Annotated in this window: 12 protein-coding genes; 4 read left to right on the top strand and 8 right to left on the bottom strand. The window is 66.3% G+C overall.

Annotation, left to right across the window (positions count from 1 at the left end; translation table 11 throughout):
* The first annotated feature begins 63 nt into the window (after nt 1-63).
* Nucleotides 64-978 (top strand): LysR family transcriptional regulator, encoded by a 915-nt coding sequence (locus L6D89_RS13670; protein ID WP_236173560.1) that lies wholly within the window; start codon nt 64-66, stop codon nt 976-978.
* Between the two features lie 236 nt (nt 979-1,214).
* Here the strand turns inward: L6D89_RS13670 and L6D89_RS13665 are convergent, their stop codons facing one another.
* Complete coding sequence (locus L6D89_RS13665) at nt 1,215-2,687, bottom strand: aldehyde dehydrogenase family protein (protein ID WP_236200086.1); 1,473 nt, start codon at nt 2,685-2,687, stop codon at nt 1,215-1,217.
* A 222-nt stretch (nt 2,688-2,909) separates the two neighbouring features.
* On the bottom strand, nt 2,910-3,647 hold the full coding sequence (locus L6D89_RS13660) for a helix-turn-helix domain-containing protein (protein ID WP_045208848.1): 738 nt from the start codon (nt 3,645-3,647) through the stop codon (nt 2,910-2,912).
* A gap of 240 nt (nt 3,648-3,887) precedes the next feature.
* On the opposite strand from L6D89_RS13660, the gene L6D89_RS13655 reads away from it, so the two are divergent.
* The 3 genes from L6D89_RS13655 (at nt 3,888) to L6D89_RS13645 (ending at nt 6,836) form a co-directional block, all read left to right on the top strand.
* On the top strand, nt 3,888-5,273 hold the full coding sequence (locus L6D89_RS13655) for an NAD(P)/FAD-dependent oxidoreductase (RefSeq protein ID WP_236200085.1): 1,386 nt from the start codon (nt 3,888-3,890) through the stop codon (nt 5,271-5,273).
* A gap of 11 nt (nt 5,274-5,284) precedes the next feature.
* A complete protein-coding gene (locus tag L6D89_RS13650; RefSeq protein WP_236173563.1) occupies nt 5,285-5,644 on the top strand; it encodes a cupin domain-containing protein in 360 nt (119 codons plus the stop codon).
* A 385-nt stretch (nt 5,645-6,029) separates the two neighbouring features.
* Nucleotides 6,030-6,836: a lytic transglycosylase domain-containing protein gene (locus tag L6D89_RS13645; protein ID WP_236200084.1), complete on the top strand. Its 807-nt coding sequence runs from the start codon at nt 6,030-6,032 to the stop codon at nt 6,834-6,836.
* A gap of 272 nt (nt 6,837-7,108) precedes the next feature.
* Here the strand turns inward: L6D89_RS13645 and L6D89_RS13640 are convergent, their stop codons facing one another.
* From L6D89_RS13640 to L6D89_RS13615, 6 genes are all read right to left on the bottom strand, one after another.
* Complete coding sequence (locus tag L6D89_RS13640) at nt 7,109-8,203, bottom strand: arginase family protein (RefSeq protein WP_236200083.1); 1,095 nt, start codon at nt 8,201-8,203, stop codon at nt 7,109-7,111.
* 175 nt (nt 8,204-8,378) lie between these two features.
* Nucleotides 8,379-9,530, bottom strand: a complete 1,152-nt coding sequence (locus tag L6D89_RS13635; protein ID WP_054909775.1) for a M24 family metallopeptidase — start codon at nt 9,528-9,530, stop codon at nt 8,379-8,381.
* Nucleotides 9,531-9,622: 92 nt separating this feature from the next.
* Entirely contained in the window at nt 9,623-10,465 is an 843-nt protein-coding gene (locus L6D89_RS13630) for an ABC transporter permease (protein WP_236200082.1), read from the bottom strand.
* Nucleotides 10,462-11,313 carry an ABC transporter permease gene (locus tag L6D89_RS13625; RefSeq protein ID WP_236200081.1) on the bottom strand — a complete coding sequence of 284 codons (852 nt, stop codon included), beginning with the start codon at nt 11,311-11,313 and terminating at the stop codon, nt 10,462-10,464. Before L6D89_RS13625 ends, L6D89_RS13630 begins: the two co-directional genes overlap by 4 nt.
* A 1-nt stretch (nt 11,314) precedes the next feature.
* Entirely contained in the window at nt 11,315-12,436 is a 1,122-nt protein-coding gene (locus L6D89_RS13620) for an ABC transporter substrate-binding protein (RefSeq protein WP_236200080.1), read from the bottom strand.
* Between the two features lie 39 nt (nt 12,437-12,475).
* A complete protein-coding gene (locus tag L6D89_RS13615; RefSeq protein WP_236200079.1) occupies nt 12,476-13,555 on the bottom strand; it encodes an ABC transporter ATP-binding protein in 1,080 nt (359 codons plus the stop codon).
* Nucleotides 13,556-13,650: the final 95 nt, after the last annotated feature.

The following is a 13,650-nucleotide window of genomic DNA, read 5'->3' as shown; positions in this document are numbered from 1 at the left end:
AAAGCCCTGGCGGCTTTAACACTGACTTCCCGCACAACTTCTGTTCCTGCCAGGAAGCAATCCATGGACAAGATGACCGCCCTCACCATGTTCGTCGCCACCGCCGACCACGGCGGCTTCAGCCGCGCCGCCGAACAGCTGGGCAAGACGCCATCGGCGATCACCAAGGGCGTGGCGCAACTGGAAGCCGACCTTGGTCAGCGCCTGTTCGAACGCACCACGCGGCGCATGGCGCTGACCGAGGCCGGGCACATCTACCTGGAAGGTGCTCGCTCGGCGCTGATGCAGTTGCAGCGCGCCAGCGAGGAAGTCGAGCAGTTGCAGACCGAGTTGCGTGGCAGCCTGCGCATCGTCTCGCCGCCCTCCTTCGCCCCGGCCTTCTTCAACGCGGTGTGTTGCCGTTTCCTGCGCGAGCACCCGCAGGTGCGCCTGGAGGTGGACCTGCTGGACGAATTCGTCGACCTGGTGGAAGGCGGCTACGACATTGCCTTGCGTGACGGCCCCATCGACCTGCCGGACGTGATCGCCCAGCCGCTGCTGGAAAATCGCCTGATGCTCTGCGCCAGCCCGAAGTACCTGGCGGAAAAGGGCCTGGAGGTGACATTGGAGAACTACGAGCAGCACGACTGGCTGATCTTCCGCCATCCGCTGCTGAACCGGAATTTCTGGTGGGTGCAGAAGGACGGCGAACGCCTGCGCATCCGCCAGCCGGTACCGCGCATCGCCAGCGACAACTACGACTTCCTGCTCTCCTGCCTGCTCGACGGCCAGGGCCTGCAGTTCCTGCCGCAATGGAGCGCACTGCCCTACCTGGAAAGCGGCGAACTGGTGGAACAGTTGCCCGACTGCTGGCGCGACCAGAGCGCCTTCGGCCCCTGGGTGCACGTGCTCTACCTGCCGCACCGGCGCAGTACGCGCAAGGTACGGGTGTTCATCGAGTACCTGCGCGAGCATTTGCAGGGGAAGGGGTTGATCTGATCTTGCGACTGGCGCGGCGGTGAAGTCGATCGCGGACAGAGTCCGCTCCTACGCGGTCTGAAACGACGGAGTGCAGCGACGCGCGCTTCGGCGTTGGACGGGTTCGCGAGCAAGCTCGCTCCTACAGGTGTCTGCCGGACTGCCCCGGGTAGGAGCGAGCTTGCTCGCGAACAATGGCTAATCGAGAAATCGAGGCCGGGGCGCCAGGCGCAGCCAAGGCCGCGCTGCGCCTCACATCACTTGATGTACCAACCCCACGGCTGGTCGCTGAGGTACTCGGTGACTTGCTTGGTCTCCAGGTAATTGTCCAGCCCCCACACGCCCAGCTCGCGGCCGATGCCGCTCTGCTTGTAGCCGCCCCAGGGCGCCTGGGTGAAGGTCGGCTGCGAGCAGTTGACCCAGACGATGCCGGCACGCAGGCCACGGCTCACCCGCTGGCAACGCGCCGGGTCGGCGGACATTACCGCCGCCGCCAGGCCGAACTGGCTGTCGTTGGCCAGGCGCAGCGCCTCGGCTTCATCCTTGAAGCGGCGCACGGCAAGCACCGGGCCGAAGATTTCCTCGCGCCAAACGGCGCTTTCCAGCGGCGCGTCGATGAATACCGTCGGCTCGACGAACCAGCCCTTGTCCCGATGCGCCGGGCGCTTGCCGCCAGTGGCCAGTTTCGCCCCATCGCGCACGCCGGCTTCGATGGCCTGCAGTACCTTGGCGTGCTGGCCGGCGCTGACCAGCGGGCCGAGCAGCACGCCCGGCTCCAGGCCGTTGCCGATGGTGATGCGGCGGGTTTCCTCCACCAGGCGTTCGATCAGCCGGTCGTGCAGGCCGTCCTGCACCAGCAGGCGCGAGGTGGCGCTGCAAACCTGGCCCTGGTTCCAGAAGATGCCGAAGAGAATCCACTCCACGGCGGCCTCGATATCGGCGTCGTCAAAGACAATGAAGGCCGACTTGCCGCCCAGCTCCAGGCTGACGTTCTTGATGTCCTGGGCCGCCGCCTGCATGATCGCGCGCCCGGTGGGCACGCTGCCGGTGAAGGCCAGCTTGTCCACGCCCGGATGCGCGGAAAGTGGCGAACCGGCATCGCGGCCCAGCCCGGTGACCACGTTGAGCACGCCTTTGGGCAGGCCCACGGCATCGGCGGCAGCGGCCAGCTCCAGGGAGGTCAGCGGAGTCAGCTCGGAAGGCTTGAGCACGGCGGTGCAACCGGCAGCCAGCGCCGGCGCGACCTTCCACGAAGCCATCAGCAGTGGGTAGTTCCACGGGATGATCTGCCCGGCAACACCGACCGGCTCGCGCAGCACACGGCAGGCGAAACGCTCGTCGGGCAGCGCGACCACTTCGCCCTCGTCGTTCAGCCCTTCGGCCAGCTCGGCGTAGTAGTCGAAGCAGCCGATGGCGTCGTCGATATCCCACTGCGCTTCAGGCAGCGGCTTGCCGTTGTCCTGCACTTCCAGGCGGGCCAGGTCTTCGCGGCGGCCACGCAGGTTGTCGGCGATGGCGCGCAGGTAGCCGGCGCGCTCCTTGCCTGTACTGCGGCCCCACTCGCCTTCATCGAAGGCCCGACGCGCGGACTGCACGGCGCGATCCACATCCTCGCCGGTAGCGGCGGCGACCTCGGTCAGCACCGCTTCGCTGGACGGTTCGTACACCTCGAAGCGGCCGCCCTGTGCGGGTGCCTGCCACTGGCCATCGATATAGAGCTGGTCGCGCATGCGAAGGTCTCCTGAGCTTGTTGGAATGCTTGTCGGCCGAGCATAGGGAAATGGGCACAGGATTGATAACGCGGGCGCCGTGCATGCGGGCACGCGCGGAGCGGGCAGCAAGGTAACTAAACGCGTTGCGATATCAGGACCACTCCCGTAGGAGCGGATTCATCCGCGATGTCTTGAAGCGGCTCCAGACTATCGCGGACGGAGTCCGCTCCTACACGAACGTCACGTCCGCTGTTGCTCCAGATAGGCCTTGGGCGACAGCCCCGTTTCCTCGCGGAAGCAGCGGTAGAAGGTCGACAGCGAACGAAAGCCCGCCGCCCGTGCCAGTTCATCGATGCGCGTGACGCTGGTGGCGCCGTCGAGCTGGCCGAGCAGGTGGCGCAGGCGCAGTTGGTTCAGGTACTGGTAGAAGCTCAGGCCCAGCACCTGGTTGAGGAAGTAGGAAATCTGGTTGCGCGTGTAGCCGGTGGCCGCCGCGACCTGGGGCATGTCCAGGTCGGGATTGAGGAACGGCCGGGTCTGCTGGAAATACTGCTGGATATCGCCACCCAACTGGCTCAGCTGCCGCGCTGAAAGCCCCAGGCGGCTATCGGCCATGCGCGGTTGCGGCTCACTGGCCGCCTTCTGCGGCTGACCGATCAACGCCGCGTGCTCGTTGACCCGGATGATCCGGCCATCGCGCACGGTATAGGCCTCGGTGGTGCGGAAAGACACCAGCCCCTGCGTGCCGCGCAGGGTCACCTGGTACTGCAGGAAAGCCGTGTCGCCGTCCACACGCAGGCGATCGGTGTAGACCTGCGATTCATCCCCCGCCGCCGGCATGCTGGTCTGCAGGTACTCGCGCAGTTCGCTCGGCGCAATCCGCCGCCCCTGGAAGAAATCGTTGTACTCCACCTGCGGGTCGAACAGCGCCATCAGCGCCTCGATGTCATGTCGGCGCCAGGCCTGGTGATAGCGCATCACCACGGCGTGAGTAGCGGCGCTGGCCGGGTCGGGCTGGTGGGTCGTACCTTCGAGCGAGGTGCTCCAGCCCTGTTCTTCGATCATTGCGTTCCCCTGCCGGTCTCGGCCGGCCTTTCCTGCTCCGGGCGTGCCCGCAAAGAGCGGCAAGCCGTATGCCTGGGCACCCCGGAACGATTACAAAACCTCGACGCGGCCCGAAGACCGTTTTTTCTTCCGACATTCTGCCGGAGTTTTCCGATGACATCCGCCCCTCTTGCGCACGCCATTCCCCGACCCTTCTGGCTCGATACCCTCGATCCCGCTCCCGCCGCACCGGCACTGGAAGCGGATCGCCGCTTCGACCTGGTGGTGGTCGGTGGCGGCTTCACCGGCCTCTGGACTGCCTTGCACGCCCGCCAGCGCTGGCCCGGCGCGAGTATCGCGGTGCTCGAGGCACGGCGCTGCGGTGGCGAGGCCAGCGGGCGCAATGGTGGCTTCTGCGCGCCGAGTATTTCTCACGGCGTAGGCAATGCCCTGCGCCGCTGGCCGGAAGAAGCCGAGACTCTTGTACGCCTGGGTCGTCAGAACCTCGATGAGTTCGAGGCAGACCTGAAGCGCTTCGGCATGCACGTGGAGTTCGAGCGCCGCGGCAAGCTCAGCGTCGCCATGCAGCCCTGGCAGGTCGACGGCCTGCGCGGCATGCAGCGCAACTACGAGCGTTTTGGCATCGACTGCGAGTTTCTCGACAAGGCGAAGCTGGCCGACAAACTGGACTCACCCGCCTACCAGGCCGGCGTATTCGAGCCCAACTATGCGTTGCTCAACCCGGCGAAAATGGCCGCCGAACTGCGCAGGGTTTGCCTGCAACAGGGCGTCGAGCTGTTCGAGAACACCCCCGTGCACGAGCTGCACCAGCGCGGCGACCGCCTGCTGCTGCGCTGCGATCGTGGCGAACTGGAAGCCGGGCAGATCGCCCTGGCGACCAACATCGCCCCGCCACTGCTTGGCCACCTGAATTCCAGCGTGATCCCGGTGTACGACTATTCGCTGGTCACCCAGCCGCTCACTGACGACCAGCTGCATGCCATCGGCTGGATCGATCGCTACGGCATCGCCGATGCCGGCAACCAGTTCCACTACCTGCGCAAGACCGCCGATAACCGCATCCTCTGGGCCGGCTTCGACGCCATCTATCACTTCGGCAGCCGCCGCGACGAAGCGCTGACCCAGCGCCCGGAAAGCTTCGAGCGCCTGGCCGGGCAGTTCCGCGAGGCCTTCCCGCAGCTCGGCCCGATGGAGTTCAGCCATGCCTGGGGCGGCATCATCGACACCTCGGCGCGCACCACACTGTTCACCGGCTGTGTGCTGGGCGGCCGGGTTGCCTATGCATTGGGCTTCACCGGCCAGGGCGTGTCGGCCAGCCGTTTCGCAGCGCTGAACATGCTCGACCAACTGGGTGGCGAAAGCACCGAACGCACCCGGCTGCGCATGACCTCGCAGAAGCCCTTCCCCTTCCCGCCCGAGCCGCTGCGCTATCTCGGCGTGCGCCTGGCCCAGCGTTCGCTGGCCAAGGAAGATCGCAACGGCCGCCGCGATCTGTTGCTCAAGACCTTCGATGCCTTCGGCATCGGTTTCGATTCCTGATGGAGAACCTCATGTCCACCCTGCCCCGCCACGTCATCGACTTCGGCAATCCCGCCCTCGCCCCGCAGGAGCGCGAGATCAACGACCCGGCCATCGTCGATGCGCCCTACCAGAGCCGCAGCTGGCGGCACTTCAGCGCCCCCGAGAAGAACGCCATCGCCGGTATCTGGGAAGCCGGCGTGCACCTGGAGCGCTGCGAGTGCGACTACGACGAGCTGTGCCACATCCTCGAAGGTACGGTGCGCCTGACCGACGCCGACGGCGTGGCGAAGACCTTCGGCCCGGGGGACTCGTTCGTCGTGGCAGCGGGCTTCAAGGGCACCTGGGAAAACCTCACGCCGGTGCGCAAGGTGTATTTCATTCTCGGCTGAGTCGCTGCTGCATAGGTTCGCGAGCAAGGACTAGGCGTCCCCCTCGGTCCTACAGCCGCGTGTCAAACGCCGTAGGAGCAGACTCCGTCCGCGATCGACTCACCGCCACTCTGATCGACCCGGGAGCCGGAGGGACGCCATTGCAGACAGCGTCCGCTCCTACTGAATGGCTGCCGTCAAACACCTCGATCTGTTCCGCCTTTCGCAGTACTGGCAGGCCGTACGTCTGCACAAACTCCGCTGCAGGTGGAAAGGGCTATAACTAGCGAACCGAAACGGCGGGCTGCCCGGGATGAACCCTGCAACGGCAGCCCCTATTGGCTTTTCCCATTTGTCCGGATCAGGCGCCCCAGCCTGATCGGCGCCCGTGGCGCGGAGCGGTGTAATGAGTTCCAGAGCATGGCGATGGGCTCGCAGGAGCCTTCCTGGCTGCATCGGACTGGCCTTGCTGGTCGCACCGCTCTACGCCAATGCCCTGTTCAAGTGCCACGCACGGGACGGAGCCGTCAGCCTCAGCAGCCAGGCCATCGCCGGCGCGCGCTGCACGCGCCAGAAAGACCCGACGGGCACCGCTGGCAGCACGCGGGCAAAGACCGCATCCACGCTGGAGCGGGGCAACGGCCAGAGCGCAGATCGGATCCGGGTGTACACCTTCGTGCACAAGGGCGTTCGCCAGTATGTGAGCCGCCGCCCGGTTGGAATCTCAGCGCGGGTCGATGTGATCGATGTGTATTACATCAAGGGCTGCTACCTGTGCATGGCACCGAAGGATTTCAACGTCGCCACACTGCGCCTGGACACCCGCTCCTATCGCCGGGAGATCGAGGCTGCATCGGTGCGCTACGGTGTCGACCGGGCGCTGGTGCGCGCGGTGATCCATGCCGAATCGGCCTTCCAGCCCAACGCCATCTCCATCGCCGGCGCCCAGGGCCTGATGCAGTTGATGCCCGATACCGCCGAGCGCTTCAACGTCAGTGATCCGTTCGATGCGCGGCAGAACATTCGCGGCGGCGTGCGCTACCTGGCATGGCTGCTCAAGCGCTTCAACGGCAACCAGCGGCTGGCGCTGGCCAGTTACAACGCTGGCGAGATGACGGTCGACAAGTACAACGGCATCCCGCCCTACGCCGAGACGCAAACCTACGTCGTCCGCGTACAGTCCCTGACCGAACGCTATCGCAACCATCCGTAGGGCACCCCACTCGAACGGTTAATCCGTCCCACCTTTGCAAAAGCGGGTGCGGCCGGCGTAGGAGCGGACTCCGTCCGTGATGGGTTTGCCCGCACTCCATGGCCTGCCGGAGCGGTGGTGAATCGATCGCGGACGAAGTCCGCTCCTACGCCAAGCCCACCCCTGCGCCCTACCGCTCAGCATGTAGGGCGCATAACCTGGAACAGGTTATCCGCCGGCTTTTCGGCGGATAACGCTGGCGCGTTATGCGCCCTACGAAGGGCGCCAAGGTTTCAGCCGAACTTCCACCCCGCTGCCGCCAGCCGTGCATCCAGCGCGGCGAGGTCGGCTTCCACCCGCGTCGCCGGTTCCGGCATGTAGGCCAGCGGATCGGGCAGCGAGGACGGCTGGCCGAGGAAGCCTTCGATCGCCGCGTGCAGGCAGTAGGCGCTGTAGGCCGGGTTGTAGCCGCCCTCCTGCACCACCAGCAGCCGCCCGGCGCACAGCTCGTCGGCCAGCGCGCGGGCGCGCCGCGCCAGGCGGTTGAAGCCCTGCATGGTCACCAGTTGGCGGCCGTTGGGGTCGAACTGCGAGGCGTCCAGGCCGTTGGCGATGATCAGCAGGTCCGGCTTGAAGGCGCGTAGTGCCGGCTCGACGAAGCGGCTGAAGACCATCTCGTAGAGCTGGTCGCCAGAGCCCATCGGCAGCGGCAGGTTGAGGTTGCTGCCCAGCCCCGCGCCATAACCGCGCTCGTCCACCGCGCCAGTCTGCGGGTGGCTCGGGCCCCAGGCGCCGTGGTCCATGTGCAGCGATACGGTGAACACCGAAGGATCATCGTAGAAGCCTTCCTGCGTGCCGTTGCCGTGGTGCACGTCCCAATCGACAATGGCGACGCGTTCCAGGCCGGCCGCCTGGGCCGCGCGTGCGGCGATCCCGGCATGGTTGAAGAAGCAGTAGCCGTCGGCCATGGCCGGCGCGGCGTGGTGACCCGGCGGGCGCACCAGGGCCATGGCCGGGTTGCCGCTGGCCAATACGCTTTCCAGCGCTGCGAGGCTGGTGCCGGCCGCGGCCAGCAGCCCGGCGAGGCTGCCGGCGGACATCAGCGTGGTGCTGCTGAAGCGCTTGCCGGCGGCGTCCGCCGCGAAGATGCCGCGCAGGTAGTCGGCATCGTGGAAGCTCAGCAGATCCTCTTCGCTGGCGTGGCGCCCTTCGTGCCAGCGCAACGAGCCGGCGACCGGCCCGCGCTGGAGGATGGCGCGCATGTTGAGCAGCCGGGGATTGCTCTCCGGGTGCAGCAGCTGTTCGGCCAGCAGGTCGCTGGGCGGCGCCTCGAACACGCCGGCGGCGGTGTCGTGGCGCAGCACGTCGTCGTGCCAGAAAACATCCATCGTGTGACTCATCAGAAGCCCTCGGATTCCATCACTGCGCCCGCAGGCGCAGACACGCTTCAAACATGTTCATACGGGTTCGCATTCAGCCGGAGAACTAGGCGGGCGGCCGAACACAGTGCAATAGCACGGCAAGGCCGCCCAACGACGTTATACGGCTGAAGGCGACCCCGTATCAGTCGATGATCGTCAGCTCCGGCGGTATCTCCGACAGGCTCGCCGAGCCCTTCTCGCCGCACAGCACGGTGTCGCCGAGCTTGATGCCGAAGCCTTCGTTGTACAAGGACAGGTTCGGCTCGATGGAGAACGACATGTTCGGCTGGAACACGTGGTCGTCGGCCTCGTCCACCATCATCGCTTCCAGCCAGGTCGGCGGGTACGCCAGGCCCAGGCTGTAGCCGATGCGGTGCACGCGGGTGCGCGAGAGGTCGATGCGGTCGAGGATCTGGTTGCACACGCGGTTGGCCTCGCCCACCGGGGTGCCCGGCTTGGCGATCTCGATGGCGGCGTTGAAAGCCTCGGTGAGCAGGGTCGCGACTTCCTTCACGCGCGGGCTGGGTTTGCCGATCACCGCGGTGCGCATGAGGATGGCGTGGTAGCGGTTGCACACGCCGGCGTGTTCGAGGATCACCACGTCGCCGTGGCTGATGGTCTGGCGGTGCGGCATGGCGTGGGTCATGGTGCTGCGGCGGCCGGTGGCGCACATCGGGCTGATCGCCGAGTACTCGCTGCCGGCGCGGCCCAGGGCGTTGGCGACGATGCCGGCCACTTCCACTTCGGAGATGCCCGGACGCAGTGCCTCGAAGGCAGCCAGCATGCCCTGGTCGGCCATGCGCGCGGCGCTGCGCTGGTATTCGATTTCCTCGGCAGTCTTGATCAGGCGGTTCTCGGCGACCAGGGGGCCGGCGTCTTCGAAGCGCGCCTCGGGCATGTAGCCCAGCAGCGCGTTGTACTGCGCCGGGGAGAAGGTCGAGGCGGTCATTTCCAGGCCGATGCGCGCCTGGGACAGGCCGGCCTGGGCCAGCACGTCGGCGACGATCTTCAGCGGGTCCTGCTTGGCGATGTCATAGAAGATCGCCTCGTTGATGCACGACAGTTCCCAGGTGCAGGGCTCTTCGCTGGTGCGGGTGAGAAACACCGGCTCGGCCAGCTTCGGCGAGATGATCAGCGCCTGGTACCAGAGGAAGCCCAGGCTGTCGAAGCCGCTCAGGTAGTTGATGTTGTCCGGGTAGTTGACCACCAGGGCATCCAGGCCACGGTCGGCCATGCGGCGTTTGACGGCTTCGACGCGTTGACGGTAGGTGCGAGCGGGGAAAGCAGTAAGCATGGGGACTCCCTCCTCAGGGACAAGGTGCAAGCGACACAGGTGTTTTTGTTTGGGGCCGCCATCCGGCGGCCGTGGGGTGTCAGGTGAAGCAGTCAGCTGGGTGGTTGCTGTCGCGCCAGGTACAGGCGTACCAGCATCACCACCAGGGTGAGGACGATCATCAGGGTGGACACGGCGGCAATCGCCGGGTCGAGGTTGTAGCGCAGGCCGTCCCAGATGCGCTTGGGCAGCGTCACCACGTTCAGGCCGCTGGTGAACAGGGTCACCACCACCTCCTCCCAGCTCATCACGAAGCCCATGAAGAAGCTGCCGAGCACGCCGCCGCGCACATTGGGCAGCAGCACGTTCCACAGCGTCTCCCAGAGCCCGGCGCCGAGGGAACGCGATGCCTTGTACAGGCTCTGGTCGAGCCGCGCGTAAGCCACCAGCATGGCGATCACCGAGTACGGCAGCGCCATCAGCAGGTGGCCGAAGCCGACCCCCAGCAGACTGTCGAGCACGCCCAGGCGCGCATCCAGGTAGTAGATCGACATGGCCGAGACCACCTGCGGGACGATCATCGGCAGCAGCACGATGGCGGTCAGCAGTGTGCGGTGCCGGCGCTGCAGCCAGATGCCGGTGGCGAACAGGAAGGCCAGCGCCGTGGACAGCGCGCCAACCACCAGGGCCAGGCCCAGGCTCTGCAGGATCGACACCAGCCAGGCGCCGTCGAACAGCGTCGCGTAATGGCGCAGCGACCAGTCGCCGTCCGGGAAGGCCAGGTAGCGCTGGTTGCCGAACGACAGCGGGACGATCACCAGGATCGGCAGCAGGAGGAACAGCGCGGACAGCGCCAGCGCCGCCCAGGACAGCCAGCGGCCGACCTGCGGGCGTGGCAGTTGCGGTTTTTTCGCGCCCTTGGGCATGGCGGAGAGATAGGTTCCCTGCGGAGTCACAGCTCAGCCCTCCCGAGCAGGCGGCGGTAGCCGATGAGTTGTCCGAACAGCAGCGCGCAGCCCACCACCAGCAGCATCAGCACGATGCTCAGCGCGGCGCCCAGGCCCCAGTTGGAGAGCTGGAACATCTGCACGTAGATGTACTCCGCGAGCATCGCCGCCTTGCCGCCGCCCAGCAGCGCCGGGGTGACGAAGCAGCCGAGGCTGAAGACGAAGACGATGGCCGATGCGGCGGCCACGCCGGGCAGCGTCAGCGGGATGAAGATATCCTTCAGCGTCTGCCAGTGGCTCGCGCCCAGGCTGCTGGAAGCACGCAGCAGGCTGTCGTCCACCTGCTTGAGTGACGACAGCAGCGGCAGCACCGCATACGGCACCATGAAGTGCACCATGCCGATCAGCGCGCCGAGTTCGTTGCGCACCAGCGGCGGTGGCGCGTCGAACCAGCCGGTGGCCATCAGCCCCTGGCTGACCAGGCCACCGTTGCGCAGCAGCACCAGCCAGGCGAAGGCGCGGATCAGCATCGACAGCCAGAACGGCAGCAGCACGAACAGCTCGATCAGTTGCCGGCCACGCGGCGTAGCGAACCGCCAGCGGTAGGCGATCAGGTAGGCGATGGCGACGCTGATCGCGGTGGTCAGCAGGCAGATGCGCAGGGTGCGCCAGATCACTGCCTGCAGGTTGGCGTTGTCGGCGATCGCCGCGTAGTTCTGCGTGCCCCACTCCGGCAGGCTGAAGCTCCAGCCCAGCACGCCGAGGGTCGGCAGCAGGTAGCCGATGATCACCAGCAGCGGCAGGGGCAGGATCAGCAGGCCGTAGACCGGCAGCACGCCCGGTGCGAAACGTCGCATCTCAGCCACCGATCAGCGCGAGGTAGCGCTCCAGGGTTTCACCGTAGTGTTCGGCGTGCCACTTGTTATTCAGCGACACCTGCTTCTTCAGGTTGTCCGGCGCAGTGGGGTTGATCGCCTGCAGCTGGGCGCTGAGCAGGTCGTTGGCTTTCAGGTTCACCGGGCCCATGTTGTAGACCTCCATGAGCTTGGCCTGCACTTCCGGCCGCAAGGCGTAGGCGATGAACTCCATGGCCGCCTTGGCGCCGGCCGGGTTGTTCTTCGGCACCATCCAGACTGATGGCGAGACGACGCCGCCGTCGAAGCTCCAGTCGATCTTGCCGGCGGTGTCGTTCTTCACCAGCTCGGCGCGGGTGTGCCACATCTGCGCCATGCTCACTTCGCCATCGCGGATCAGTTGCTGCGACTCGGCGCCGGTGGACCAGTGGGTGGCGATATGCGGCAGCAGTTCCTCGATCTTGCGCAGGGCACGGTCCACGTCCAGCGGGTAAAGCTGCTCCGGCGGTACGCCGTCGGCCAGCAGCGCGCACTCCAGGTTGGCGCTCATCCATTTGTAGAGCGTGCGTTTGCCCGGGTACTTCTTCACGTCCCAGAAGTCGGCCCAGGACTTGGGCGGGTTCTTGCCGAACTGCTCGTGGTCGTAGCCGATCACGTAGCTGTAGGTGTAGTTGGCGAGGCCGAAATCATGCACGTCGCCATAACCGATCAGCGACTTGTCGACGATGCCGAAGTCGATGGGGGTCAGGAACTTGTCCTTGCCCAGGCGGTAGGACGAATACATCTCGCCATCGCATACGTCCCAGCGCACCGCACCACTGCTGACCTGGGTCTTCAGCGCACCCTCGGTGGGGCCGCTGCCGTCCACTTTCAGGGTGAGGCCGGAGGCCTGGTCGAAGCCGCCGAAGCTCTTCTCGAAAGCCGGCACCGCATCACCGCCCCAGTTGGCCAGCACCAGGCTGCCGCCGGCAGCGAACGCGCGACTGCCGGCGCCGAACGGCAGCGCACTGGCGGCGGCGAGCAGCAGCAGGCTGCGGTTGAAATCGCGACGGCTGATGCCGGCACGCTCGCTCTTGTCGGCGGCGATTTCGATGGCGTCTTCGATGAAGCCTTGGCGTTCGTTCATGGTGATTGCTCCCCGATCGTTGTTTTCGTTATGCGAATGTCAGGCGGACAACAGGTGGCAATGCTGCGGCGACCAGCTGCACCAGTAGCGCTGGCCGCTGCGCAGGTCGGCCAGCAGCGGGTGCGCAACCGGCAGGCGCAGGTCGAGGCGCTCGCCCTGCTCCAGGGTCAGTTCGAGGTTGACGTGGGCACCCTGGTAAGTGGCATTGCCGACGGTGGCGCACAGGCCGTTGTCGCGGCCGGCGTCCTGCAGCGGGTGCAGGTCGATATGCTCCGGGCGTACCGCCAGCCAGCTCTTGCCGCCCTGGGGCGCTGGCGTCGTATGGGCCACGCGCAGGTGCTGGCCGCGGAAATCGCAGAGGGTCGTTTCAGCCTCTCGCCCAACCACGCCCACCTCCAGCAGGTTGGTGTCGCCGAGGAAGTTGGCGACGAAGCGGCTGGCCGGGCGTTCGTAGACTTCGCGCGGCGTGCCGACCTGCTCCAGGCGGCCCTTGTTGAACACGGCGATGCGGTCGGACAGCGCCAGGGCTTCTTCCTGGTCGTGGGTGACGAAGACGAAGGTGGTGCCGAAATCCTTGTGCATGCGCGCCAGCTCGCCCTGCATTTCCTGGCGCAGACGGCGATCGAGGGCGGACAGCGGTTCGTCGAGCAGCAACAGCTTGGGCTTGAACACCAATGCACGAGCCAGCGCCACGCGCTGCTGCTGGCCGCCGGAGAGCTGGGCAATGCCGCGACTGCCCATGCCGGCCAGGCCGACGCGCTCCAGCACCTCGGCCACCCGGCGCTCGATCTCCGCGCCCGGCACCTTGCGGATGCGCAGCGGGTAGGCGACGTTCTGCGCCACGCTCATGTGCGGGAACAGCGCGTAGCCCTGGAACACCACGCCGAAATCGCGCTGGTCCGGCGACAGCTGGGTGATGTCGCGGCCGTCCATCTCGATATGCCCTTCGCTGGGCTCGACGAAGCCGGCGAGCATCATCAGCGTGGTGCTCTTGCCCGAGCCCGAAGGGCCGAGCAGCGTGAGGAATTCGCCCTGGCGAATGCTCAGGCTGAGGTCGCTCAGGACCTGCAGGTTGCCGTAGCGCTTGCCCAGGCCGAGCAAGTCGACGAAATGCTGCATGGCGGATCTCCAGCCGTTTTTCTTGTTGATCGGTATTGGCTTGGGGACATCTTCTGTGCAAATTTAACTAACGACAATTCAATAGATTTCCGCCT

The sequence above is a fragment of the Pseudomonas pseudonitroreducens genome (genome assembly GCF_021603645.1).
Classification (GTDB): domain Bacteria; phylum Pseudomonadota; class Gammaproteobacteria; order Pseudomonadales; family Pseudomonadaceae; genus Pseudomonas; species Pseudomonas pseudonitroreducens.
This window is presented reverse-complemented; position numbering and strand designations above follow the sequence as displayed.